This is a genomic window from Dyella sp., from assembly GCF_035508675.1.
Taxonomy (GTDB): domain Bacteria; phylum Pseudomonadota; class Gammaproteobacteria; order Xanthomonadales; family Rhodanobacteraceae; genus Dyella_B.
Genome location: NZ_DATJMN010000221.1, coordinates 1 through 24858, shown reverse-complemented (window position 1 = coordinate 24858; position 24858 = coordinate 1). Strand labels below are relative to the sequence as shown.

Sequence of the window (24858 nt, the reverse complement as noted above, 5' to 3'; positions counted from 1 at the left end):
CCTGGTGTTCATCGCGGTCGGCGCCTTGCTCGGCTGGTGGCGCGGCAAGTTGCTTGCCGGCGTGATCTGGGCGCTGGTGCTCGGCCCGATCGGCTGGATTGTCGTCCTGCTGAGCCCCAGATCAGCTAAGCCCCCGCCGCTGCCGCGATAGTCGCGGTGTATGATCACTCACGAGGTGAATCCTTTGAACCACGCAACGTCAAGCAAAGATCACATGCACCACCATCACGAAGCTCCTGCGGACTTTGTGGCAGCGGTGGAGCACGCCAGCGAGGAACGCGGTCTGCGCCTGACGCCACTGCGCAAGGAAGTGCTGGAGCTGATCGCGGCGGCCGGCAAACCGGTCAAGGCGTATGACTTGCTCGATCAGCTGCGCGAGCGCCACGGCAATGCCGCGCCGCCGACCGTCTACCGCGCGCTGGATTTCCTGCTTGAGAACGGCTTCATCCACAAACTGGAATCCATCAACGCGTTCGTCTCCTGCCATCACCCGGCCGAGGCGCACCAGGTGCCGTTCCTGATCTGCGACGTCTGCTCCAGCGCGCAGGAGGTGTGCGACGAGCGCGTGGCCGAATTGATCGAGGCGCAGGCCAAGGTCTTCGGTTTCCGTCCCCAGGCCCAGACGCTGGAAGTGCATGGCGTGTGCAAGCAGTGCCGCAAGGCGTGACCTAGACCTGAGCTGGATCGCTGCACCTGGCCCGACCGGGCAGAGGGGGCGCTTGCGGATAGTCGATGGATGTTATAACGTATCAAAACTCCGGTGCCCCGCCGGGCATCCTGCATGGTGTCGTCCCCATGGATTCCACGCCAACGCAACAGAAAACCCGCTGGTGGAACCTCGCCGATCGTATTGGCGCCACGGCGTCGTTTCTGTGTGCCATCCATTGCGCCGCGTTGCCCTTCGTGCTCGCCATCCTGCCGTTGATGGGCCTGAGTTTTCTGGCCGACCACGCGTTCGAGCGTGGTTTTGTACTGTTTGCCAGCGCACTGGCGCTGCTGGCCCTGGTCAACGGTTATCGGCGCCACCACCGCTCGCTGCCGCTGCGCCTGGCGCTGCCCGGGCTCATGCTGCTGGTCACGGGCGTCACCTTCGCCGAAGGCTATTCGATCATCGTGCACAGCGTGCTGGTGACCTGCGGCGGCCTGCTGGTAGCGTCCGCGCATTTTTTCAATCTTCGTTTCGATCGCCTGCAGGGCCACGTGCACGGCCCGCAATGCGCACACGGCTGAGGCGCGGTGATTGTGTAACGGCCGCATTGCTTCCTAGCATGACGGCATGAATCACGCGCACAGCCACGCCCACGATCATCACGATCACAGCCATTCCCGCGCCAAAGGTGTAGTAGGGCGCGAGCGCCGGTTGCTGTTCGCGTTTGTGCTTACCGCGGGGATGATGCTCGCCGAGGCGGCGGGCGGCTGGTGGTCCGGATCGCTCGCCTTGCTGGCCGATGCCGGGCACATGCTGGTGGATGCGGCGGCCTTGCTGCTTGCACTGTTTGCCGCACGCATGGCACGGCGCCCGGCCGATGCGCGCCGCACCTATGGTTATGGCCGCATGGAAGTGCTGGCCGGTTTCGTCAACGCGCTGACGCAATTCGTGCTGGTCGGGCTGATCGCCTACGAAGCCATCGAGCGCCTCTTCAAGCCGGTGCAGATTCTTTCCGGCGTGATGCTGGGCGTGGCGGTCATCGGCTTGCTGGTGAACCTGATCGTGCTGCGCAGCCTGCACGACCACGCGCACGACGACGTGAACATCGGTGCGGCAAGCCTGCATGTGCTGGGCGATCTGCTGGGTTCGGTCGGCGCCGTGCTGGCCGCGCTGGCGGTGCGCTGGCTGAGTTGGAACTGGGCTGATCCAGCGCTATCGCTGCTGGTGTCGCTGCTGATCTTGAACAGCGCGTGGCGTCTGCTGCGGCGCTCCACGCACATCCTGCTGGAGGGCGTGCCCGAGGGCATGGACCCGCACGAGGTGGAAACCGCGCTGCGCGGCGCCGATGCATCGATCCGCGATGTGCATCATCTGCATGTGTGGCAACTCGCTTCCGGTTCGCGCATGGCCACCCTGCACCTGGAGCTGCACGACCAGGATGCCGGCGCCCGTGTCCTGGCCGCAGTCAACCGCACCCTGCTGGATCGTTTCGGCATCCGCCACGCCACCGTGCAGATCGATCCGGACAGTTGCCCGGACGGCAGCCCCGGCTGCAGCGCGCACCATCACTGACGGCCCGCTTGCGCTTTGGCCTCCCGCTGTTAGGATGATTAGCCATCAACAGCATGACGATTCAAGGAGTTTCCTATGGGTAAGGGCGATCGCAAAACCCGCCGCGGCAAGACCTACCGCAGCAGCTACGGCAACACCCGCGCGCACTCCGTGAAGCCTGCGGTAGCCGGCGCCGGTGCCGCCGTGACCAAGCCTGCCGCCGTGAAGAAGGTTGCTGCTGCGCCGAAGAAAAAGTCGGCCTGAGCGCGTCTGTTCGCAGGTACGAAAAGCCCCCGCTGGTCGGGGGCTTTTCATTTTGGAACCGCAGTATTTTTTAGGCGGCTGCGGGCCAGGCGCTTGCCACCCCGCCCACCCAAGCCTTCCGCACCAGGCCGCCGCCGATCCAGTAGCAAAGCTCCGCAGGCTGCGTTGCGTTCCACATCACCAGATCCGCACGCTTGCCCACCGCCAGCGTTCCGCGGTCATGCAAGCCCAGTGCGCGTGCCGCGTTGACGGTGATGCCGCGCAGCGCTTCTTCCGGCGTGAGGCGGAACAACGTGCACGCCATGTTCGCGGCAAGGCGCAGCGAGAGCAGGGGAGAGGTGCCGGGATTGCAATCGGTGGCGATGGCAATGGGCACCCCATGCGAGCGCAGGCTCGCTACCGGCGGCAGCTTGGTTTCGCGCAATGCGTAAAAGGCACCCGGCAGCAGCACGGCGACGGTGCCGGCGCGTGCCATCGCTTGAATGCCGGTATCGCTGAGATATTCCAGGTGATCGGCTGATAGTCCGCCAAACTCGGCCACCAGCGCCGCGCCATCCAGATCGGACAGTTGCTCCGCATGCAGCTTCACGCGCAAGCCCAGCTGTCGCGCATGCTCGAACACGCGTTGCGTCTCGGCGCGCGTGAAACCGATGCCTTCGCAGAACGCGTCCACCGCATCCACCAGGCCTTCGTCGGCCAGCGCGGGCAGCAATTCGTTGCAGACCAGGTCGACGTAATCGTCGCGGCGTTCCTTGTACTCCGGCGGCAACGCATGCAGGCCGAGAAAGCTGGTCTGCACGTGAATGCCCAGCTCCACGCCGATACGGCGCGCCACCCGCAGCATGCGGCGTTCCGTATCCAATTCCAGTCCATAACCGGATTTGATTTCCAGCGTGGTAACGCCATCGGCCAGCAAGCTACGTGCGCGTGGCAACGATTGCGCGAGCAATTGGTCCTCGCTCGCGCCGCGCGTGGCGCGCACGGTGGAGACGATGCCGCCGCCGGCGCGTGCAATCGCTTCATACGTGGCGCCGTTGAGGCGCAGATCGAATTCCTGCGCGCGGTCGCCGCCGAACACTAGATGCGTATGGCAATCGATCAATCCCGGCGTCACCAGTGCGCCGCCGGCATCATGCACCTCGCGCGCGGTCGCAGCCGAGGCGGCAGGCAGGTCGCGCATCGGGCCGATCCACACGATCTGGCCATCCTGGCAGGCCAGCGCGGCGTCGGTCAGCACTCCGTAGGTGGCTTCACCCGCGAAAGTGGCCAGTGATGCGTGGGTCAGCAACAGATCCCAGCTCACCGGTCGGATTCTTCCATTTCGGTTTCCGTGGATGCCACGGGTTCACCGTATGCACTCGTGGCGCCGATTTCTTCGGCCGATGACGGCGCCATGGCTTGCCGCTCCGCCTGCTGCCGCTCGAAATCCTGGATCATGCGCTCGGCAAAATCCTTGTACACCGGCGTGGGCGCGAAAATGGACGAGGCGGCACGCGCCAGCAGGCAGACGGCCATGATCGGAATCACCATGTCCTGGTTGTTGGTGAGTTCCATCGCGATCACCGCGGAGGTAAGCGGCGCGCCGGTCACGCCGGCGAGATAAGCGCTCATGCCCAGCAGTACCACTGCTTCCTCCGGCGCATGCGGGAGAAAGTAGGCAATGTTGTGCCCGAGGCCAGCGCCGACCGCCAGCGCCGGGGAGAAGATGCCGCCGGGAATGCCGGCCCAGTACGACACCACGTTGGCCAGCAGCTTGAGCACGCCGAAGCTTTGGCCCGGCGTATCAGAGGCGTTCTGCGCGAAGGCGCGCGCTTGCGCATAACCGGTGCCGTACACCGTGTTGTGCGACAGTACGCCGAGCACCGCCAGCGCCAGGCCGCAGCCGACCGCGAACAGCACCGGATTGCGCTCGCGCAGCCGGCCGATCGCCGCCAGCGGTCCGTGGCGGCTCAGCAGGATCAAGCGGGCGAACAGCCCGCCCGCCAGCCCGCACACGATGCCGCATTGCAGAACCGCCAGCCAGGCGTGGCCCAGCGGCAGGCTGGCCTGCACCGTGCCGAAATAGGCGTAGTTGCCGAGAATGCCCAGCGACACCACGCCGCCCACGAACACCGAGGTAAGCAGCAAACCGCTGAAGCGGTGCTCGAACGTACCGGCCAATTCCTCGATGGCGAACACCACGCCGGCCAGCGGCGTGTTGAACGCCGCGGCGATACCGGCCGCACCACCGGCCAGGATGAAGCGCGACAGCGCCTTGGGATCGTCAAAGCCGAAGCGCCGGCCCAGCCAGTGCATCAGCCCCGCGCCGACGTGGACGGTCGGCCCTTCACGGCCGATCGACGCACCTACGGCCAGGGCGAGCAAGGTCAACACCATTTTGCTCACCGCAATCGGCAAGGCCAGCATCTTGGCGCGAAAGCTGGTGTCTTCCACGTGGATCGTAGCGATGACTTGCGGGATACCGCTGCCGCGGGCGGCCCGCAGGCGCCCCTCGGTCACCCAGCACAACAGGCCGAACACCAGCGGCGTAAGAATCAACGGTATCCAGATCCCATGCGTCAGGAGTTTTTCGAACAGCCCGTACGCCCAGTCGCTGGTTTTTGCGAACAGGATGGAAGCGAGCGCAACCAGGATGGCGCCGCTCCATAGCGCAATGCGGCGTTTCCATTGATACGGGGCGAAGAACTCGTGGCCCAGCACGGAGCGCAGGCGCGGATTGGAGGCTTTGGGAGAGGATGCGGACATCGGCACATTATGACAGACAAGCACCCTCTGCTTCGAAGGTGGCGTTTGCGGCGACAAAATCAGTCTCGCTGCGATCTCATTCCGGCCCTTGTCGCAACGAATGACCTTTGCCTCCATTCACGAAAAGCCCTACCGCGATTGTCGCAACCACCGCGTCTCATACAGGTCATACCGCCGGTCCTTGAGGTTCTGCACGGTTCCCGCATTGCGCGCCCGCGCCAGGCTTTCCAGCCGCAGATCGGCGAACAGCACCGTTTCGATGTTGGGTACGCAATCGGCCGCGATGCCATCGCGCGCGAACCCGAAGTCGCTGGGCGTGAGGATGCAGCTCTGGCCGTACTGGATGTCGAAATTGTTGACGCCGGGCAGGTTGCCGACATTGCCCGAAAGAATCACATAGCATTGATTTTCGATCGCTCGCGCCTGCGCGCAGTAACGCACGCGCAGATAGCCTTCGCGCACATCGGTGCAGAACGGCACGAACAGCATCAGCGCGCCCTGGTCCACCAGGTGTCGGGCCACTTCGGGAAATTCGGAGTCGTAGCAGATCATCACGCCGATCGGCCCGCAATCGGTCTGCACCGTCGCCGCGCTGTCGCCGCCGGAGACATTCCACACGTTGCGCTCGCTGGGCGTGGGATGCAGCTTCTCGCGTTCGTGCACCGAGCCGTCGCGCAGGCAGACGTAGCACACGTTGTGGATGTCGCCGCTGGACTGCTCGGTCGGATGCGAACCACCCACGATATTGATGTTGTAGCGCATTGCCAGACGGTTGAAGAGTTCCTTCACCTGCGGTGTGTAATGGCTCAGCTTGCGGATGGTTTCCACCGGCGAGAGTTCCTCGTTCTCGATGGAGAGCAACTGCAAGGTGAGCAATTCCGGGAAGGTCACGAAATCGGCGCTGTAATCGGCCGCGATATGGGTGAAGTATTCGACCTGCGTGGCAAATTCCTCGAACGACTTGATGCGCCGCTGCAGATACTGCACGGTGGCCACGCGCACCGAATCGGGCAGATGCCGCGGCGATGGCACCGCCGGAATGTCCGGCTGGTCGAGCAGGGCAGGGTTGCGCCATACCAAGTGTGCGGCGTAACCCAGCGACTCGTAATCGGAGGGCACGTAGCCGCGCAGCAGCCCGATGATCTCGAAATCGTTGGTCAGCTGAAAACTCAGCGTGGGATCGCGGCGGCGCCCTTCCGCCACCGCCTGCACATACGCCTCCGGTGTGCCATAGCGCTGAATGTTCCGCGCCAGTCCGGGGATGCGCCCGCCGAAGGTGATGCCGCGCAGTTTCAGATCCATGCACAACCGTTTGCGCGCCTGATACAAGCGCTTGCCGATGCGCATGCCGCGGTAATCCGGATGCACCACCACTTCCATGCCGTACAGCCAGTTGCCATCCGGATTGTGGCGCGATGCCATGCCGCCGCCGGTGATCTGCATCCACGTATGCGGTTTCAGCGCCAGTGATTCGTCGAGGCGGAAGGTGCCGCAGTAGCCCACGATGTTGCCTTCGTACTCCACCACGAACTGGCCTTCGGGAAAGTGCGTCTGCTGGGAGCGCAGCATTTCCGCCGAGTGGCCCCATTCGGGCGTATAGACGCGGGCGGTGAGTTCGACCAGCGCCGGGACGTCGCCCGGTACCGCCTGGCGCAAGCCCAGCAGCGGTGCGTTTTCGTTTTTCTTGGCCATGGCGTTCGTCCCGTGTGATGCTCTAAACCATACCGCGTGAACATCATGCCGATTGCGCAGAATGGATCAGATGGAAGGTGAAGCAAATGCGAGTGCAACCAGATGGGCCGGTTACACTTGCAGGAGCCTGTTCTAGCCACACGGAGATTGTTCATGAGCGATACGGCAGCGGTCTACCAGTTCAGCGCGGCGCAGGCCTGGCAGGACCCGCAATGGCGCAGCGATGCCACCTTTGGCGTGGACAGCACCGGCCACATCACCGCCCCGGCCGGCAGCTCGCCCGCCTACCTCGACGGCTGGGTACTGCCGGGCATGCCCAACCTGCATTCGCATGCTTTCCAGCGCGCCATGGCCGGCTTGGCCGAACGCCGCGGCCCCGGCGACGATTCGTTCTGGACCTGGCGTGAAACCATGTACGGCTTCGCCGAGCGCATCGACCCCGACACCTTGCAGGCGATTGCCGCGCAGCTCTACGTGGAAATGCTCAAGGCCGGCTACACCCATGTTTGCGAATTCCATTACCTGCATCACCAGCCCGATGGCACGCCCTATGCGCAGCCCGAAGCCATGTCACTGGCGCTGATCGAAGCGGCGCGCGAAGCGGGCATCGCGCTCACCCTGTTGCCTGTGTTGTATATGAGCGGTGGTTTCGACGGCCGGCCGCTGTCGTCGCGGCAGCGCCGCTTCGGCAACGATGTGGATGGCTATCTGCAATTGCTCGCCAACCTGCGCAAGCATGAAAGCCACGACGTACGCGTCGGCGTGGCCTTGCACTCGCTACGCGCGATTCCAGAACACGCATGGCGCGGCGTGGTCGAGCATGAAGCGCTGAAGAACGGCCCTGTCCACATCCATATCGCCGAACAGATCGGCGAGGTGCAGGACTGCCTCGCTACGCGCGGTGCACGCCCGGTGGAATGGCTGCTCGATCATGCGCCGGTCGACTATCGCTGGTGCCTGGTGCATGCCACGCATCTGACCGAGAAGGAAACCACCCAGCTCGCGCGTAGCGGTGCCGTCGCCGGCCTGTGTCCCACCACCGAAGCCAATCTCGGCGATGGACTGTTTCCGCTGGCGCGTTATCTGCAGGAGGGCGGCCGGATCGGCATTGGCTCCGATTCGCATATCTCCATATCGCCCATTGAAGAACTGCGCTGGCTCGAATACGGCCAGCGCCTCAGCACGCGCCACCGCAACGTCGCCGCGCGCAAAGCCGGTGACAGCGTAGGCGAAACGTTGTGGCGCGAAGCGCTGAAAGGCGGCGCGCAGGTCGCGGATTTGCCCATCGGCGCACTCGATGTGGGCAAGCGCGCCGATTTCATCGTACTCGACAAGGAGTCGCCGTTGTTGGCCGCACGCAACGAACGCTCCGTGATGGACAGTTTCCTGTTCGCCGGAAACCTATCGCCGGTGCGCCATGTGATGGCCGGTGGCAAATGGGTAATGCGCGATTTTCAGCATCGCGATGAAGCGCGCATCGCCGCGCGCTATCGCATGACCGTGACGCGCCTGGCAGGTGCGTAGAATATGACGGTGTCTAAGGATGCTCTGATTTAATCAGAGCATCCCTAACAGGGCGAAAATGGATATCCATTGCGGCTGGGTGTCAGTTATTGGCAAGTACGCCCGAGCTTCGTGCCAAGGTGTCGGCATTGTTCAAGGCATTGTTGAACGTGAATGGACTCAACCCGCCACCCCAATTAGGCAGCCGGTCGTGATTGCGATTTAGGTACCAATGATCCCTGGCGCCGGCTCCCGTATGGGTATGCTCGTGCACCATGAGCTCATTGAGGTCGGGATCAGACCAATTCCTCAGCGCATACCTGGAGAATTGAATGGTCCCATTGTTGAAGGCCACTGCAGCAGGGCGGTTGGGGCCGCCTTCATGGCCCACCCGAAGGTTCCACGCACCTTCGCGTTTGCTTTTTTCCAAGGCTTGCAGCGTGTTGTTCAATCCTGCCTCGATACGTTGCCTGCCCTGCGGCGTGAAAGCTCCGCCACCGAAAAGCTTTTGCATGGCCCAGTTCGTTCCTTGCATCCAGGCACGGCCAATCTGCGCCTTCGCTCGGCGGACATTCTCGATGGCGCCATCCAGCGCACGGAGCATGCGTTTTCCAAGATTTTTCGGTAGCCATTTGCCGTCTTTCCGTTCCAGCTCCAACGTGGCGACTTCCTGGCCGGAGCGTGGATCAAGTACGCGCCATGTCTGGCTTTGCCGGTCGAAACCTCCCAACTGATAGACATCTTCGTCTATTTTTGTGAAATAGCTATTGGTCCGGTTGGAATTATTGCGCGTGAAGATGCCGTATCGATCAGGCTGCAACCCATCCAGGTTTCTAGGGGATACTCGATAATTGAACAGGTCGCTCAGGTCACTGCTGTCGGAGCGTGCGCGCATGTCCGGCGTTTCCGGCGCTCCAGGAGGGAATCCGGCCGGTCGTTCGATACGGGTGATTTGAGGCCCGGTCGTGTTGGGTTGGATGAAGTCGGTATTGGCGCTTGTCCTCGGCGGATATGGGCCTTGGTAACAGGGCCGGTCATAATGGGTTGAAGGGGGCATGTAGGCCGTGTACATAGTATTTCTCCCGTTGCTTATGCACCATTGAGCCCTGGGATGATGGTGGAGGCGGCAAATGCGTTGCGTGTGGTACATGCATGATTTTTTTGAGCAGCCGCCACATGACATCTGCGCGGTCGCCGGGTCACTGAGTACAAGAGCGCGCAGCAAGCGAATGCTTTGATGTCATCGTTGCGTACCTGAAGCAGCTATTTCGCAAATTGGCTTGTTCGCTTTTACCCACCCTGCGCCCCTCCTGAACCAAGGGCATCAGTTCAGCTTCGCGCTGTCATCGCAATGTTTTTCCATCGCGTTTTCCGGAGGGAGTTTCCGCCCACCAGGAGAACCCCATGCGTCGTTACCTTTCCACGATTCTGATCGCGCTCGCCGTGCTGGGCGGAACGTTGGTACAGACCGGTTGCGTTGTCGTCGCGCCGCGCTCGGGGCGCGTATGGGTACCTGGCTATTGGGCGCCGGGGCATGTCTGGGTGGGTGGCCATTGGCGTTACCGCTGACGGCGTGAGGGTGCAAGGCGTTGCCGCGCAACCATGTCGCGCGCGCCCCATTCGCGAATGAAGTCGATGAACACGCGCAGTTTCGGCGGCACCTGGAAACGGCTTGGGTAATACAGGTAAAAGCCGTCGAATGGCGGCAGCCAAGGTTCCAGCGCGCGCTTCAGGTGCCCAGCGTCCAGCGCTGCACGCGCCGAGGTTTCCAGTACGCAAGTCAGGCCGATACCGTCCTGGGCGGCGCGAACCGCGAGCGGCACGTCGTTGACGGTAAGGCTTCCGTCCACGGCAACCTCATACCAGCGGCCTTTCTGTGGTCCGCTGCGATGCGCGAATTCCCAACGGTAGATGGCGCCGCTGCTATCAAGGCGGTGCCTGATGCAGTTGTGGTGCTGTAGATCCTTCGGTTCCTTGGGGTGACCATGGCGCTTGAAGTAAGCAGGTGAACCCACCACTACCGAACGCATCGGTCCACCGACGGGGACGGCCACCATGTCGCGCAGCAGGCGTTCGCCGAGTCGGATGCCCGCATCCAGACCTTCGGCCACCAGATCGGTCAGGCCGTTTTCCACGCGTATATCCAGCTGCACGTCCGGCCAGCGCGCCATGAACTCGCCCAGTACGGGCTGGATGATCGATTGCGCTACGACCGCCGGCACCGTGATGCGTAACGTGCCGCGCGGCCGGTCGCCGTGCTGGCGAATCGCATCCAGCGCCAGATCCAGCTCATTGAGCGCGGGCGCAATGCGCTGAAGCATCTCCTGGCCCGCTTCGGTAAGGCCTACGCGGCGCGTGGTGCGCTGGAGCAGGCGTGTGCCGAGCTGGCTTTCCAGTTGCTGCACGGTCTGGCTCAGTGCGGAAGGCGTCACGTCCAGCACGGCGGCGGCGCGGGTAAAGCTGCCGCATTCGGCGACGGCACGAAAGGCGCGCAGGGCGTAGTGGTCACGCATGACCAGCTCCATTTGTTAGCGTGGCTACATAATGCATCAAGCCGAGGGTGGTTTTTCAACAGGATCGCGCAGCGCACACTGCGCTGCGTCAACCACCCAAGTCCATTACCCCAGGAGTCCGCCATGTCGCTCGATCACTACTTCACGCTCGGGCGTTCCGGCCTGCGCGTCAGCCGTCTTGCCCTCGGTGCCATGACCTTCGGCGAGGATTGGGGCTGGGGTACCGCGGAGCAGACCGCCCGCGCCATGTTCGACCGTTACCTGGAAGCGGGCGGCAATTTCATCGACACCGCCGACCTGTACACCGAAGGCACCAGCGAAAGCATGCTGGGCAAGTTCATCGAAGAAAGCGGCACGCGCGATCGCGTCGTGCTCACCACCAAGTTCACCTACAACGCGCAGCCCGGCAATCCGAATGCCGGCGGCAATGGCCGCAAGAACATCATGCGCGCGGTGGAAGGCTCGTTGCGCCGGCTGCGCACGGACTACATCGATCTGTATCTGCTGCACACCTGGGACCGCATCACGCCGGCGGAAGAAGTCGTGCGCACGCTCGACGACCTGGTGCGCGCAGGCAAGATCCGCTACGCCGGCCTGTCCGACATCCCCGCGTGGTATGCCGCCCGTGCGCAGACGTTTGCCGAATTGCATGCGTTGACGCCGTTGGTGAACATGCAGCTCGAATACTCGCTGGCCGAGCGGCATATCGAACACGAGTACGTGCCGCTGGGACAGAACCTTGGCATGGGCATCACCGCATGGAGTCCGCTGGCGATGGGCATGCTGTCGGGCAAGTACAAGCCCAGCCAGCAAGGCGGCGAGGGCGATGGCAGGCTTGCCAAGATCAGCAATGCGCCGGGCTTCGAGCGCTTTACCGAGCGCAACTGGACGATCGTGGCCGAATTGGAACAGGTGGCGAAGCAGGCCGGGCAAAGCATGGCGGCAGTCGCCTTGAACTGGGTGGCGACGCAGCCGGGCATTGCATCCGTGATCATCGGCGCCACCAAGCTGGAACAACTCGATGCCAATCTCGCCGCGCTTTCCTTCGCGTTGCCGGCACCCTTGCGTGCACGGCTGGATGCGGTCAGCGCGCCGGAAAAACCGTTTCCTTATTACATGTTTGCCGACGCCCAGCAGACACGGATTCACGGCGGCGTGGCGGTGGGCGACAAGCCGGCCGGCTATGCACCGCCGGTGTTCGTGCCGAAGTTGGAGGCACGCGAGATCAAGGCGCGCTGACCAGCTGGGAAAACGTCATGACCCACCCAAACTCCGAATGGATCGAGGTTCCCCACGCCCGCCTGTACACCGAACAGGCGGGCGTGGGCGACTCCATTACGATGCTGCATGGCTTCCTGGTCGACCGCCGGCAATGGGAGCATGAATTCGCTGCCCTGGCCGCCACCCATCACGTGCTGCGCTACGACGCCCGCGGCTTCGGCCGCTCCACCATCGAGCCCGGCCGTTATGCGCATCACGAAGACCTGGCCGCCGTGCTGGATGCCGCCGGCATTCGACGCACCGCCTTGCTCGCTTGCTCCGGCGGTGCAGCCACCGCCCTGGATTTCGCGCTGGCGCATCCACAGCGCGTCAGCGCGCTGATCCTGATCGGTCCAGGCTACTGGGGTCGCTTTGCCAACAGCACGCCGGCCGCACGCGCGTTCCTGCAGGCGCTGGCCACCTTCGACGTCAACGGCATGATCGACAGCTCGCTGCGCGCCTTCACCGATGGCCCGCGCCGCGCTGTCAACGAAGTGGACCCCGCTGCCCGCTTGCATACCCAGACGATGACCACGCAACTGTTCAAGCGCGACACCAGCTATTGGACGCGTGCCGCGCAGGACCAGCGCACGCCCACGCCGAGCGCGCTCGAACGCCTGCATGAGATCGACATACCGACCGTACTGATCGTTGGCAGCGAGGACCAGGTCGAAGTGCATCAGCTGGCGAAAGAACTGCTCGCAGGCTTGCCGCAGGCGCGCATGCATGTGGTGCATGGGGCAGGGCATCACGCCAATCTGGAAGCGCCCGCGCCGGTGCTCGGCATCGTGCGCAATGCGCTGTCGGCGGTGGCGCTGGCGGATTGATACGCACCGGCTATCGAGCCGGACTTGCGGGGTTATCGATCGTGTACAGGGTAGGCCTTATGCTTGGATCATTGCCAATGAACCGTCATAAGCCCACCGTCATTCCGGCGAACGCCGGAATCCAGTGCAAACATGTTGTGCGCAGCACTCGATATAAAGCTGTTGTGTGCTTCGCACGTCGTATTCAAACTGGATTCCGGCGTTCGCCGGAATGACGGTGGCGGGCTTCGGAACCCCGTCCCCATCATTCCCGCCGCTATGGACTCCCACACAACGGATAACCTCATCCGCCACGGCACACCGGCCTTCAAGCGCACCAACCTTGCGCTGTTTGCCGCCGGTCTCGCCACCTTTGGCCTGCTGTATTGCGTGCAACCGCTGATGCCGCAGTTCAGCCAGCACTACGGCATCAGCGCCGCCACCAGCGCTTTGTCGCTATCGCTGACCACCGGCGTGCTGGCCTTCGCCATGCTGTTCGCTGGCGGTGTTTCCGATGCGCTGGGCCGCAAGTCGGTGATGGTGGCGTCATTGCTGTCGTCCGCCGTGCTGGTGCTGCTGACGGCACTGATGCCGAACTGGTACGCGCTGCTTGGCTTGCGCACGCTGCTTGGCATCACGCTCAGCGGTTTGCCGGCGGTGGCGATGACCTATCTCACCGAAGAAATGCACACCGAGTCGATCGGCCTCGGCATGGGTTTGTACATCAGCGGCAGCGCGATCGGTGGCATGAGCGGTCGTCTGATCGCCGGCGTGGTGGCCGACTTTGCCGGCTGGCGTGTCGGTGTCGGCGTGGTGGGCGTGATCGGTTTGATCGCCGGCCTGGTGTTCTGGAAAGCGCTGCCGCCGTCGCGTCATTTCCATCCGCAGGCGTTGCGCTGGCGCGCCTTGTTTTCCCGCTTCGCCGGCATCTTTCGCGATGCTGGCCTGCCGTGGCTGTTCCTGGAAGGTTTCTTGCTGCTCGGGGCCTTTGTGACGGTCTACAACTACTTGGGCTACCGCTTGCTGGCGCCGCCGTTCCGTCTCAGCCAAACGGTGGTCGGCCTGATCTTCGGCATCTACCTGGTCGGCACCTTCAGTTCCGCGTGGATGGGCCACCTGGCCGGCAAGCTGGGTCGACGCAAGGTGCTATGGACCGCTTTTGCGCTAATGCTGTTGGGCGTGGCGTTGACGATGACCGCTTCGCTTGCATTGATCATCGTTGGCCTGACGGCGATCACCTTCGGTTTCTTCGGCGGCCATTCCATCGTCAGTAGCTGGGTAGGGCGGCGTGGTGGAGCGGCGAAAGCACAGGCCTCCTCGATGTACCTTTTCAGTTATTACATGGGTTCGAGTGTTGCCGGCTGGAGCGGCGGCTTGTTTTACGCGGCGGATCGTTGGCCGGGTGTCGCGCTGTTTGTCGGTGCGCTGGTGCTGGCCGGCCTGCTGATCGCGTTGCGCCTGTATCGCCTGCCGCCTTTGCCGCAGTGGGCTACGCCACCGACACCGATGAGCAAAGGCGCCATGCCGTAGGCCGGGATGACGATCCCGGCATCGCCATGCATGCCTGCGTCAGCCCTTGGCTGTCGCCAGCAACTGCACGAAACGCGGCACCAGTGGCGAACGTTCGTCTTCGCGATATACCACGTGGATTTCCGACATGGCATTGGCCTCCGCCAGCGGCACGTAGCTGACGCCTTCCACATGGATGTGATCGCAGGATTGCGGCAGGATTGCCACGCCGAAGCCGGCAGCGACCAGCCCGATGATGGTGGACGCCTCGCGTGCTTCCTGCGAAATGCGCGGTGCAAAACCGGCCTCGCGGCATAACGTCAGCACATGCTCGTGGACGCCGGCACCCGCGTTGCGGGCGAATACCACGAACGGCTGCTGCGCCAATGCCTTGATCGACAGCTTGCCGCGTGCGCCCAGGCGCTTGAGCGCCGGATGATCCGAACGTAGCACCGCCACCAGCGGATCGCGGAACAGCCGCTTGGAAAGCAGGGAAGTCGGCAACGTACCCGGGCGCAGAATACCCACCTGCAGGCGGCGATCGAGCAGGGCATCGATCTGCTGCAGCGAATTCATTTCCTCCAGTTGCAGATGCACCGCCGGGAAGCGCTGGCGGAACACGAAAATGGCGCCGAGCACCTCTTGCGAAAGCGGCGTGGTGCGCATGAAGCCGATGCGCAACTCGCCCAGCTCTCCGCGTTGCGCACGCTGCACCAGATCCACCGCACGATCGGTACGCGCCAGGATCTCGCGCGCTTCCTGCAGCAGCACGCGGCCGGGCTCGGTCAAGGCCACGCGCCGGTTGGTGCGCGTCAGCAAGCGGGCACCGACGGCGTCTTCCAACTGGCGGATCTGCTGGCTGAGTGGCGGCTGCGACATGCCCAGCCGTTCGGCCGCCTTGCCGAAATGCAGCGTATCGGCGACGGCAACGAAATAACGCAGATGGCGGAGTTCGATGTTCATGCCGCTACTTTCGCGGCATGGGGCGAGATGCTCAAGTGCTGGGCTCACCGCCAACCTACGAGCCCTGCGCCTGAGTTCGGCACATCACTGCCCCGGCGCGGGCTTCAACATCCCCTGCACATCCTCCAGCTTGCCATCGTTGAACATCGGCGTGATCCCCAGCAGGTGCGCCATCAGCGGATACACATCCACGTTCGGGAAGCTGTGGTAGCGAATGCCGCTTTGGAACGCCGGGCCATGCGCAATGAACAGCGCCTGCATCAGCGGGTCGGCATTGTCATAGCCATGTTCGCCAAGGCTTATGTGTCCCTTTTTCTTGGCCAGGTAATCGCTGGTGGTGATGCGCCAGCCCACGTCGGCCAGGCACACCAGCTGCGGCACGCGTGCGTTGGAGCCATAGTTGAAGCGTGCGGGCATGCGCGTCTTGTCCCAGCAGTGCATATGCTGCTGCGGCTGTTCCAGCTGTTCTTCAATGGCGTTGAAATCGTGCCCGCGCTTGGGGTTGAAGCCGGCCACTTCGCCCAGCACCACCTGTTGCACGTCATCCATCGGAATCAGCTTGTCGATCAGGATGGAGTGGTCCAGCGGCACGCCGGCCATGCCATGGTCGGCCAGCACGATGATATTGATCTGGTCGAGCAGGCCGCGTTGGCGCAGGCCTTCGATCAGGCGCGCCATGGCCGCGTCGGTCTGGCTCAGGGCCTGGTTTACTTCCGGCGAGTCCGGGCCATGCATATGCCCTTCATGGTCGACCGCATCGAAGTACAAGGTGAGGAAGGTGGGGCGCTTGCCGGGCGGCAGGTCCAGCCAAGCCAGGATCTGATCGACGCGCTGGTTGGGCGTTACTTTGGCGTTGAAGGGCTTCCAGTAATCCGGATGCTTGCCCTGGATGTCCGCTTCGGAACCGGGCCAGAACATGGTGGCAGTGCGCATGCCGTTCGCATCGGCGGTAACCCACAGCGGCGTGGCCTGGTCCCACCACAAGCCATTGCTCACCGCCTTGCGATCGCTCAGCGAGAACTTGCCCAGCTGCGCATCGACCATGGTGTTGTTGACGATGCCGTTATGGTCCGGCACCAGGCCGGTCACGATCGCATAGTGATTGGGGAAGGTCAGCGAGGGGAACGATGGTTGCATCGAATCGGCATGCACACCCGTGGCCGCGAGTTGCTGCAGGGTCGGACTGAAGCCGCGGTTGATATAGTCGGCGCGATAACCGTCGATGGAAATCAGCAGCAGCGGCGTGGTGGCGGCCGCCTTGGCCTGCTGTGCCTGGGCTTGCGGGGTAAGCGTGGCGGGTTGGGTTGCGCAGCCGGCACCGAAGGCGACGAATATGCAAAGCAGCAGGCGGGACAGGTATGTCATGGAGCAGGCAATCCGTTCGGTTCAAGCGAAAGTCGCCAATGATGGCGCAGTTATGTGACCAAATCAGCACCTCTCATGATAGGGGCATCTACGCCACCGAAGGTCGCAAGTTCTCACTCGGCCGATGGCGTTGTCGTCGCTGGCCGGGTCTACAATTCGCATCTTTCAAGAACGCCTTGGTTCGGAGTCGTCCTTCATGTCTGCGATCGAACAACGCCCGCCCTTGCCGCCTTTTACCCGCGAAACAGCCATCCAGAAAGTACGCTTGGCCGAGGATGCCTGGAACACGCGCGATCCTGGCCGCGTCGCGCTGGCCTATACGCCGGGCAGCCGCTGGCGCAATCGTTCGGAATTCGTCAGCGGCCGCGAGGCGATCGTCGCCTTCCTCACGCGCAAATGGGCGCGCGAGCTGGAATATCGCTTGATCAAGGAGCTTTGGGCGTTCGACGGCCCTCGCATTGCCGTGCGCTTTGCTTACGAGTGGCATGACGATTCCGGTAACTGGTTTCGTTCCTACGGCAACGAGAACTGGCTGTTCGATGAAAACGGCTTGATGGCGGAACGGCATGCCAGCATCAACGATTTGCCCATCACCGAAGCGGAGCGCAAGTATCGGTGGCCGCAGGGGCGCCGGCCTGACGATCATCCCGGTTTGAGCGCGTTGAATCTGTAGGCTGGAATGCAATCCCAGCTTGCTTGGGTGTTCCGATGCTGGGATGGCATCCCAGCGTAGGTGATCATGCCGTAGCGCGCGCCTTCAACCAATGCGCTGCACCCATGCCCGCGCGATAGCCGCTCGCAAAACACGCCGTCAGCAAGTAGCCGCCCGTCGGCGCTTCCCAATCCAGCATCTCGCCCGCGCAAAACACGCCGGGCAGGGCGGTCAGCATCAGCGCATCGTGCAACGCTTCCAGCCGCACGCCACCGGCGCTGCTGATGGCCTCGGCCAAGGGACGCGCCCGTTGCAGGCGCAAGGACAGGCATTTGATGGTGCGTGCCAGGATCTCCGGATCATGGCGTTGTGCGGGTTCCAGCACTTCATGCAACAAAGCCGTCTTCACGCCCGCCAAGCCGGCCTGGCGCCGCAGATGCTCGCTCAGCGTGCGGCTTGCGCGTGGCTTGGCCAGATCGTGGCGTAGCCGATCCAGTGTGCGGTCCGGCGCCAGGTCCAGCTCCAGTATGGCGTAACCTTGCCGCGTGATGGCGTCGCGCAAACGGGCGGATAGCGCGTAGATCAGGCTGCCTTCGATGCCGCTCTGCGTGATCACGCATTCGCCTTGCAGCATGGGCGTGCGCCCGGACGCATCATGCAGGCGCGCCGCAACCGGCTTCAGCGGCGCGCCGGCAAAACGCGAGGACAGATACGCGCTCCACTCGATATCGAAGCCGCAATTGGCCGGTTGCAACGGCGCCACGTCGACACCACGCGCAACCAGTTGCGCTTGCCACGCACCATCCGAACCCAGCTGCGGCCAGCTGCCGCCACCCAATGCGAGCACCGCCGCGCCGGCATGCACGAAGCTCTCGCCGTCGGCCGTCGCGAAATGCCAGGCGCCATCGCCGCGCCAACCCAGCCAGCGGTGATGCACATGAAAACGTACGCCGCTTTCGCGCAGGCGATGCACCCAGCCGCGCAACAGCGGCGCTGCTTTCAAATCGCTGGGAAACACGCGGCCCGAGCTGCCGACGAAGGTATCCACGCCGAGGTGGTGTGCCCAGTTGCGCAGTGCCGTGGCATCGAAATCATCCAGCCATGCACCGATTTCCCTGGCGCGCTCGCCATATCGTCCATCGAAGGCCGGACGCGGCTCGCCGTGTGTCAGGTTCATGCCGCCCTTGCCGGCGATCAGAAACTTGCGCCCGACCGAACCTTTTGCCTCGTACAGGTCGACGTCAATACCTTGGGCACGCGCTGTCTCGGCAGCCATCAGCCCCGCCGGGCCGCCGCCGATGATGATCATGGAAGAACGCGGTGACGACATGCGCTACCAAAGTGTGGAAGACCGTCCATTGTAAAAGAGCTACGCGTTGTTTCAGCGCGGTGCCAGGCGCCGGATCACGGCCTGATGCTCAGGATGGCGGCTGATCAGCGCCTGCGTGTCCGCCAACTCGAAGGCGGCGAATTCAAACCCCGGCGCCACCGTGCAACCCACCAGCGAATAGCCTTGTGACCCTTCGCGTTCCGCCGCAAACCAGCAGCCGGCAGGTACTACGCACTGGAACACCGCGTCCGGCTGATGCAGCATGTTGCCCAGCCGCTGCAGGTTCCACGCGCCGTGCGAGTCCAGGCTGTGGATCAGCAACGGATCGCCGGCATAGAAGTGCCACATTTCATCCGAGTCGATGCGGTGCCAGGCGGAATAGGCCTGATCATGCAGCAGGTAGTAGATGCCGGTGGATGCATGGCGCTGCGTGCCGTCCGCCTTCGCAACCCACTCATCGGCGCAGTAGTTGCGACGATAGAAACCGCCTTCGGGATGTGGCTGCAGACCGAGTTTCTGGATGATGTCGTCGACAACGGAAGCTGTCATGCGATGGCCTTCGAAGCACGCAAGGGCGTGATCGACTCGCAAGTTATCCCACCAGGGCCGGGATTTCATCCCAGTCTACGCGTGGCATCGTGCAGGGCAGCCGCTCCGAACAAATCCCCGCGCGCCACCTGATCTTCCATCGCCAGCAAATATCGCTTGGTCGGCAAGCCGCCACCAAACCCGGTCAAGCTGCCATCCGCCCCGATCACCCGGTGACACGGCAATACGATCGGCAAGGGATTGCGTCCGTTGGCCGCGCCCACCGCGCGTACCGCCTGCGGCTGCCCGATGCGCTTGGCCATGTCGCCATAGCTGACGGTCGTGCCGTAGGGGATCTTGGCCAGCGCCTGCCACACCGTTACCTGAAACGGCGTGCCAATCGGATGCAACGGCAAATCGAAAACCGTGCGCGTGCCGGCGAAATATTCTTCCAATTGCTTGCGCGCGAACGCCAGCTTGCGCGGATCGTGCGTCCACGATGGATCGGGTTGCTTTCGGTGCTTCCCGGTTTCAAACCACACTTCGCGCAGTCCTTGCGTGTCCGCTGCCAGCAACAGCTTGCCGATCGGCGTGGAGAGGTAGTCGTACCAGATGTCGTTCGATGTCGTCATGCCACGGCTTTCTTTCGCGGGGCCACGGGCAGCTTGGCCGGAATGCTTGCGCTACGCCATAGATGCATGACTGCATAAGCGCGCCAAGGGCGCCATGCTTCGGCCATCTGCATCAAGGCCTTGGTGCTGAGTGGATTGCCGTCGCTGGCGGCGGCGCGGCGCAAGATCAGGTCGGCGGCGGGGAAGGCATCCGGATGGCTCAAGCCGCGCATCGCCATGTAATGCGCCGTCCATTCGCCGATGCCGGGCAGCGCCACCCAGCGCTGCACGAATTCATCCAAGGATTGTTCGACGCGGAAATCCACTTGCCCATCCAGCACCGCACGCGCCACGCCACGGATGCTTTGCGCGCGCGCCGTGGTAATGCCCAAGGCATTGAGGTCCGCATCGGCCAGCATGTCCGGTGCGGGAAACAGGCACTCCAGTCCCGGTGCCACCGGCAGCGGCAGCTTTTCGCCATAGCGATGCACCACACGGGAGGCCAATGTGCGCGCGGCTGCCACGCTGACCTGCTGGCCGAGAATCGCGCGCACCGCCACCTCGAAGCCGTCCCAGCTTCCTGGCAGGCGCAGGCCGGGGTACTTACGCAGTGATGTGCGCATCGGCACGGTCGTCTGCAAGGCCGCTGCAATGGCCTGCGGGTCTGCATCCAGGTCGAACATGCGGCGTATGCGCGTCACCACTGACAGCATGTGTGCCGGTTGTGGGCAATGCAATTGCAGGCGCAGCGCATGTTCCTGTCCCGGCCACGCGCTCAGCCGCAGCCAGCCTGGCGTGTGGGCAGGACCGAATACGCGTGAGTAACTTCCATCGTCGACCACTTCAATGCCGGGCAGGGCGCGGCCGCGCAGAAAGGCCAGCAGCGAGGGAAAATCGTAAGGCGGCCGGTAATGCAGGCGCAGTACCAGGCTATCGCTGCTGCTGGCATGCGGTTTCCGGCGCAACTCGCGCGGTGCCATGCGATTGGCTTGCGCGAACGCCGCATTGAAGCGCCGCAAACTACCGAATCCCGCGGCGAGCGCCACATCGGTCACCGGCATATTCGTTTCGGTCAGCAATTGCTTGGCGAACAGCAGGCGGCGCGTGGTGTGCACGTCGATCGGCGGCGCGCCCAGGCGTTCCACAAACAGGCGGCGCAGCTGCCGCGCGCCGACGCCAACGCGCCGCGCAAGCTCATCCACCGGATGCTCCTGCAGCAGCCCGCCATCGATCAGCTTCAAGGCGCGCGTCACCACATGGTCGCCACGCTGCCAGGCATCGTTGCCCGGCGCCAATTCCGGCCGGCAGCGCAAGCAAGGGCGGAACCCTGCCGCTTCCGCCGCTGCGGCCGTCGTGTAATACGTGACGTTCTCGCGCTTGGGTGACGGCGATGCAGGACACACGGGCCGGCAGTACACGCGGGTGGTACTGACGGCGATGAAGAACAGCCCGTCGAAACGCGCATCGCGGCTCAGTCGAGCCCGGTCGCAGGCCTGCGGGTCCAGTGCGGGGAAGGTGAGTTCTGTCATGGCTGCAGGCTAGCACCGCCAGCGGCCACAAACTCGCCGTTTTCGGACATCAACCCCGGCAGGATTCATGTATTGCGGTTGCAACGATGGACGTGGTCAAGCCCGTAGGCCGGGATGCAATCCCAGCCACGCCAACAAAAGCTGGGATTCCATCCCAGCCTACCGTCGCATCATTTCTTGGCGAGCCACACTTTCAGGTTGGGCCAGCCCCGGATCAAGTCCGGGACTCATCCCAACCTGCGCCCAATCCCCGTCATGCTCGACAACACGCCATCGCGCCGAATCAACCCGTGATACAGCGCGGCGCCCAGATGCGCGAGAAATGTCAGAAACAGCAGCATCGCCAGCCACGCATGCGCATGCCGCAGGATCGCAAACGCCACCGCATTCACCGGAAAAATCGGCGGCAGACGCAGCGAGTGACTGAGCATCACCGGATAACCACCCGCCGACAGCATTGCCCAGCCCACCAAGGGCATCGCCAGCATCAGCGCATACAGCAAATAATGCGAAGCATGCGCGGCGAGTTTCTGGATGGCGGGCAAATCGGCCGGCAAGGGTGGCGGTGGATTGAGCAGGCGCACGATAAGCCGGATCACGGCAAGCACCAGGATCGCGATGCCAAGCGGTTTGTGGATCGCCAGCAACCATGCGTGCAGTTCGGAGACGGACGCCACCATGCCCACGCCGATAAACAACATCGACACGATCATGATCGCCATCAGCCAATGCAATACACGGGCGGCCAGCACGAACTGAGTGGGTGAGCGCGTCATCACTTGGTCTCCGGCTTGGTTGCGGGTGCGGCGGTGCCGGGCAGATGCGCTTCTTCGCTGGTGCGGCGCAGATAAGAGGTGGCATACGCAGCAGAGCGCGCCGGCAGCAGCGGGTCGTCGGAAATCTCGATGCCGTGCGGCAACACGGTCGGGTCGTAGTTGATATCGCGGCATTCGCCGCTTTCCTGCGGCTCGGTGCTGGTCAGCACCAGCGTGCCGGCATCGATCTCGCGTCGATCGGATGGCCACTGCTTGGTGGCGTCATTGGTGGGATCGCCGGGGTTGGCCAGTGTCACCATCAGATGCCAACGCTGCGGCCCTTCCGCAAGCCGCTGCGCGAGATCGGCATCCAGGTAATTCGCATCGCTGCCGCCGATTGCCGCGTCGCTGGCCTCCGGCACCATGCGCCAGCGCACCGCGTGTTTGTCGCCGTGGGCGTCGACGAACTCGAAGGCGTTCAAGCTCCAATACGTTTCCGTGGCATAGCTGGCGGAAGGTTTTGCCGTTTTCACCCAGGCCAGAAACGCCGCGGTTTCCGGGTGCGCGGCAAAAAATGCCTTGACCTTGGCGGGGTTGGGCTTGCCGGTGGCGGGATCAGGCTGCTGCGCCTGCAACTGCTCGAAGAACGCCTGCGGTGTCGCCACCGGAAACACCGGCATGCTGTTCATGCCCGTACGCCACTGCTGTCCGTTCGCTTGCGTGAAGCGCAACGCAAAGCTGCGGATCGGCACACTGCTGTCCGGCGCATACGGATTGCCCCCGGGAATCGCAAAACGTCCCACCACCGGCGTTCGGCCCGGTGCGAACACCTGCGCCACCGAATACGTTTGGGCCTGGCCACTGCTATCGAAATAACCCGCCACGCACACCCCTTTGGCGTGATTGCGGCGATAACCTGCGAACACGCCGGCATTGGCCTGCAGCTGGTTCACCATGCGTTGCGCGGTCAATCGATGCGGTGCAAGCCAGCCGCCGACATAGCCGAAGGCCAGGACAATCACGAGCAACACGAAGGCGATCAGCGCGAAGCGTAGAAAAACACTGCGGCCGGAAAGGGGAGGTGAGGCATGCATGGATCATGTCCTGACGGTTGTAAGTTGCGGAAAGGCGCCATCCCTAGGAGCCTGGCGGGCTTGATCAGGTGCATTTGCAGCTCGGCCAATCCAAGTTCGGCAGGCTCCTAATACTTACCGGTCACCTTCGCTGGTGCCGGACCTGCGGTTACATCGCGCGCATACGCGCCGATCGAGCGGGCACCCTTGCACGCCATGGGTGAGCCTGCGCGGTCGTGAAAGGCCCGTCAATGGACATGGCCGCTTTTTGCCGCAGCGCAGTTGGCGGCCCCGAAACGGGACGCCCATAATGACGGCTTTCCCTAGGCAGTCGCAGGCACCCCGATGAACGCCCCCACCCGCATCGACACCTCCCGCACCATCCACGCCCCGCGCGGCACCGAGCTCACCTGCAAAAGCTGGCTCACCGAAGCGCCCTACCGCATGATCCAGAACAACCTGGACCCGGCCGTGGCGGAAAACCCGGCGGAACTCGTGGTCTACGGCGGCATCGGCCGCGCCGCACGCAACTGGGAATGCTTCGACGCCATCCTGCGCGCCCTGCGCGAACTCAACGACGACGAAACCCTGCTGGTGCAATCCGGCAAGCCGGTCGGTGTGTTCCCCACCCATCCCGATGCACCGCGCGTGCTCATCGCCAACTCCAACCTGGTGCCGGCGTGGGCGAACTGGGAACACTTCAACGAGCTGGATAAGAAAGGCCTGATGATGTACGGCCAGATGACGGCCGGTTCGTGGATATACATCGGCTCGCAAGGCATCGTGCAGGGCACGTATGAAACCTTTGTGGAAATGGGCCGCCAGCACTACAACGGCAGCCTGAAAGGCAAGTGGATACTCACCGCGGGCCTCGGCGGCATGGGCGGCGCACAGCCGTTGGCTGCCACCTTGGCCGGCGCATGCTCGCTCAATATCGAATGCCAGCAGAAGAGCATCGATTTCCGCCTCAAGACGCGCTACGTCGACGAACAAGCCACCGATCTCGACGACGCACTCGCCCGCATCGAGAAATACACCAAGGCCGGCGAAGCCAAATCCATCGCACTGCTCGGCAATGCCGCCGACGTGCTGCCTGAACTTGTACGCCGCGGCGTAAAGCCGGACGCCGTCACCGACCAGACCAGCGCGCACGACCCGGTCAACGGCTACTTGCCGCAAGGCTGGACCGTGGAACAGTGGTTCGAACGCCGCAAGAGCGATCCCGCCGGCACTGTCAAAGCCGCCAAGCAATCCATGAAGAAACACGTGGAAGCCATGCTCGCCTTCCACCAGCAAGGCATTCCCACCTTCGACTACGGCAACAACATCCGCCAGATGGCCAAGGATGAAGGTTGCGTCAACGCCTTCGACTTCCCCGGCTTCGTCCCCGCCTATATCCGCCCGCTGTTCTGCAAGGGCGTGGGGCCGTTCCGCTGGGCGGCGCTCAGCGGCGAGGCCGAGGACATCTGGAAGACCGACGCCAAGGTCAAGGAGCTGATGCCGCACGACAAGCACCTGCGCAACTGGCTCGACATGGCCAAGGAGCGGATCAAGTTCCAA

The 24858-nt window shown here is 63.4% G+C and carries 24 protein-coding genes; 11 read left to right on the top strand and 13 right to left on the bottom strand.

Annotated elements, in window-relative coordinates; genetic code table 11:
• Positions 1-160: 160 nt before the first annotated feature.
• From VMA74_RS11840 to VMA74_RS11825, 4 genes are all read left to right on the top strand, one after another.
• Positions 161-667, top strand: coding sequence for a transcriptional repressor (locus VMA74_RS11840; RefSeq protein ID WP_414649605.1), 507 nt, complete (start codon positions 161-163; stop codon positions 665-667).
• Between the two features lie 128 nt (positions 668-795).
• Positions 796-1230, top strand: a complete 435-nt coding sequence (locus VMA74_RS11835) for a MerC domain-containing protein (protein ID WP_325367183.1) — start codon at positions 796-798, stop codon at positions 1228-1230.
• Positions 1231-1276: 46 nt separating this feature from the next.
• Positions 1277-2221 carry a cation diffusion facilitator family transporter gene (locus VMA74_RS11830; RefSeq protein WP_325367181.1) on the top strand — a complete coding sequence of 315 codons (945 nt, stop codon included), beginning with the start codon at positions 1277-1279 and terminating at the stop codon, positions 2219-2221.
• Between the two features lie 75 nt (positions 2222-2296).
• On the top strand, positions 2297-2464 hold the full coding sequence (locus VMA74_RS11825) for a 30S ribosomal protein THX (RefSeq protein WP_325367179.1): 168 nt from the start codon (positions 2297-2299) through the stop codon (positions 2462-2464).
• 70 nt (positions 2465-2534) lie between these two features.
• On the opposite strand, the gene hutI is transcribed toward VMA74_RS11825, so the two are convergent.
• The 3 genes from hutI to VMA74_RS11810 all read right to left on the bottom strand — a co-directional run bounded on the left by hutI (position 2535) and on the right by VMA74_RS11810 (position 6901).
• Complete coding sequence (gene hutI / locus VMA74_RS11820) at positions 2535-3767, bottom strand: imidazolonepropionase (protein WP_325367177.1); 1233 nt, start codon at positions 3765-3767, stop codon at positions 2535-2537.
• On the bottom strand, positions 3764-5209 hold the full coding sequence (locus tag VMA74_RS11815) for a chloride channel protein (RefSeq protein WP_325367175.1): 1446 nt from the start codon (positions 5207-5209) through the stop codon (positions 3764-3766). Before VMA74_RS11815 ends, hutI begins: the two co-directional genes overlap by 4 nt.
• Positions 5210-5338: 129 nt before the next feature.
• Positions 5339-6901: a bifunctional GNAT family N-acetyltransferase/carbon-nitrogen hydrolase family protein gene (locus VMA74_RS11810; protein ID WP_325367173.1), complete on the bottom strand. Its 1563-nt coding sequence runs from the start codon at positions 6899-6901 to the stop codon at positions 5339-5341.
• 153 nt (positions 6902-7054) lie between these two features.
• Between VMA74_RS11810 and VMA74_RS11805 the strand changes: the two genes are divergently transcribed.
• Complete coding sequence (locus VMA74_RS11805) at positions 7055-8425, top strand: formimidoylglutamate deiminase (protein ID WP_325367171.1); 1371 nt, start codon at positions 7055-7057, stop codon at positions 8423-8425.
• Between the two features lie 82 nt (positions 8426-8507).
• Here VMA74_RS11805 and VMA74_RS11800 read toward each other — a convergent pair whose 3' ends face one another.
• Positions 8508-9476 (bottom strand): hypothetical protein, encoded by a 969-nt coding sequence (locus tag VMA74_RS11800; RefSeq protein ID WP_325367169.1) that lies wholly within the window; start codon positions 9474-9476, stop codon positions 8508-8510.
• A gap of 332 nt (positions 9477-9808) precedes the next feature.
• On the opposite strand from VMA74_RS11800, the gene VMA74_RS11795 reads away from it, so the two are divergent.
• Entirely contained in the window at positions 9809-9973 is a 165-nt protein-coding gene (locus tag VMA74_RS11795; RefSeq protein ID WP_325367167.1) for a hypothetical protein, read from the top strand.
• Here VMA74_RS11795 and VMA74_RS11790 read toward each other — a convergent pair.
• The gene (locus tag VMA74_RS11790) at positions 9964-10917 is read right to left on the bottom strand and encodes a LysR family transcriptional regulator (RefSeq protein ID WP_325367165.1); all 954 of its coding nucleotides are present in this window, start codon (positions 10915-10917) and stop codon (positions 9964-9966) included. The two genes, VMA74_RS11795 and VMA74_RS11790, sit on opposite strands and share 10 nt — an antisense overlap.
• Positions 10918-11040: 123 nt before the next feature.
• Here VMA74_RS11790 and VMA74_RS11785 point away from each other — a divergent pair, with 123 nt between their 5' ends.
• From VMA74_RS11785 to VMA74_RS11775, 3 genes are all read left to right on the top strand, one after another.
• Entirely contained in the window at positions 11041-12156 is a 1116-nt protein-coding gene (locus tag VMA74_RS11785; RefSeq protein WP_325367163.1) for an aldo/keto reductase, read from the top strand.
• Between the two features lie 17 nt (positions 12157-12173).
• Positions 12174-13004 carry an alpha/beta hydrolase gene (locus VMA74_RS11780; protein WP_325367161.1) on the top strand — a complete coding sequence of 277 codons (831 nt, stop codon included), beginning with the start codon at positions 12174-12176 and terminating at the stop codon, positions 13002-13004.
• Between the two features lie 258 nt (positions 13005-13262).
• Complete coding sequence (locus VMA74_RS11775; protein ID WP_325367159.1) at positions 13263-14513, top strand: MFS transporter; 1251 nt, start codon at positions 13263-13265, stop codon at positions 14511-14513.
• A gap of 39 nt (positions 14514-14552) precedes the next feature.
• Here the strand turns inward: VMA74_RS11775 and VMA74_RS11770 are convergent, their stop codons facing one another.
• Together VMA74_RS11770 and VMA74_RS11765 are read right to left on the bottom strand one after the other, a co-directional pair.
• The gene (locus VMA74_RS11770; protein WP_325367157.1) at positions 14553-15455 is read right to left on the bottom strand and encodes a LysR family transcriptional regulator; all 903 of its coding nucleotides are present in this window, start codon (positions 15453-15455) and stop codon (positions 14553-14555) included.
• 84 nt (positions 15456-15539) lie between these two features.
• Positions 15540-16820: an ectonucleotide pyrophosphatase/phosphodiesterase gene (locus VMA74_RS11765; RefSeq protein ID WP_325367155.1), complete on the bottom strand. Its 1281-nt coding sequence runs from the start codon at positions 16818-16820 to the stop codon at positions 15540-15542.
• Positions 16821-17016: 196 nt separating this feature from the next.
• Between VMA74_RS11765 and VMA74_RS11760 the strand changes: the two genes are divergently transcribed.
• Positions 17017-17493, top strand: a complete 477-nt coding sequence (locus VMA74_RS11760; RefSeq protein ID WP_325367153.1) for a nuclear transport factor 2 family protein — start codon at positions 17017-17019, stop codon at positions 17491-17493.
• A gap of 64 nt (positions 17494-17557) precedes the next feature.
• Here the strand turns inward: VMA74_RS11760 and VMA74_RS11755 are convergent, their stop codons facing one another.
• From VMA74_RS11755 to VMA74_RS11730, 6 genes are all read right to left on the bottom strand, one after another.
• Positions 17558-18781 carry a TIGR03862 family flavoprotein gene (locus VMA74_RS11755; protein ID WP_414649604.1) on the bottom strand — a complete coding sequence of 408 codons (1224 nt, stop codon included), beginning with the start codon at positions 18779-18781 and terminating at the stop codon, positions 17558-17560.
• 72 nt (positions 18782-18853) lie between these two features.
• Positions 18854-19351, bottom strand: coding sequence for a cupin domain-containing protein (locus VMA74_RS11750; protein WP_325367149.1), 498 nt, complete (start codon positions 19349-19351; stop codon positions 18854-18856).
• A 65-nt stretch (positions 19352-19416) separates the two neighbouring features.
• Positions 19417-19962, bottom strand: coding sequence for a methylated-DNA--[protein]-cysteine S-methyltransferase (locus VMA74_RS11745; protein WP_325367147.1), 546 nt, complete (start codon positions 19960-19962; stop codon positions 19417-19419).
• On the bottom strand, positions 19959-21470 hold the full coding sequence (locus tag VMA74_RS11740) for an AlkA N-terminal domain-containing protein (RefSeq protein WP_325367145.1): 1512 nt from the start codon (positions 21468-21470) through the stop codon (positions 19959-19961). Before VMA74_RS11740 ends, VMA74_RS11745 begins: the two co-directional genes overlap by 4 nt.
• Positions 21471-21697: 227 nt before the next feature.
• Positions 21698-22246: a cytochrome b gene (locus VMA74_RS11735; protein WP_325367143.1), complete on the bottom strand. Its 549-nt coding sequence runs from the start codon at positions 22244-22246 to the stop codon at positions 21698-21700.
• Complete coding sequence (locus tag VMA74_RS11730; protein ID WP_325367141.1) at positions 22246-23319, bottom strand: catalase family peroxidase; 1074 nt, start codon at positions 23317-23319, stop codon at positions 22246-22248. The genes VMA74_RS11735 and VMA74_RS11730 overlap by 1 nt, the downstream gene beginning before the upstream one ends.
• Before the next feature lie 324 nt (positions 23320-23643).
• Between VMA74_RS11730 and hutU the strand changes: the two genes are divergently transcribed.
• Positions 23644-24858: urocanate hydratase (hutU, locus tag VMA74_RS11725; protein ID WP_325367139.1), on the top strand; the 1215-nt coding region annotated here is incomplete at its 3' end.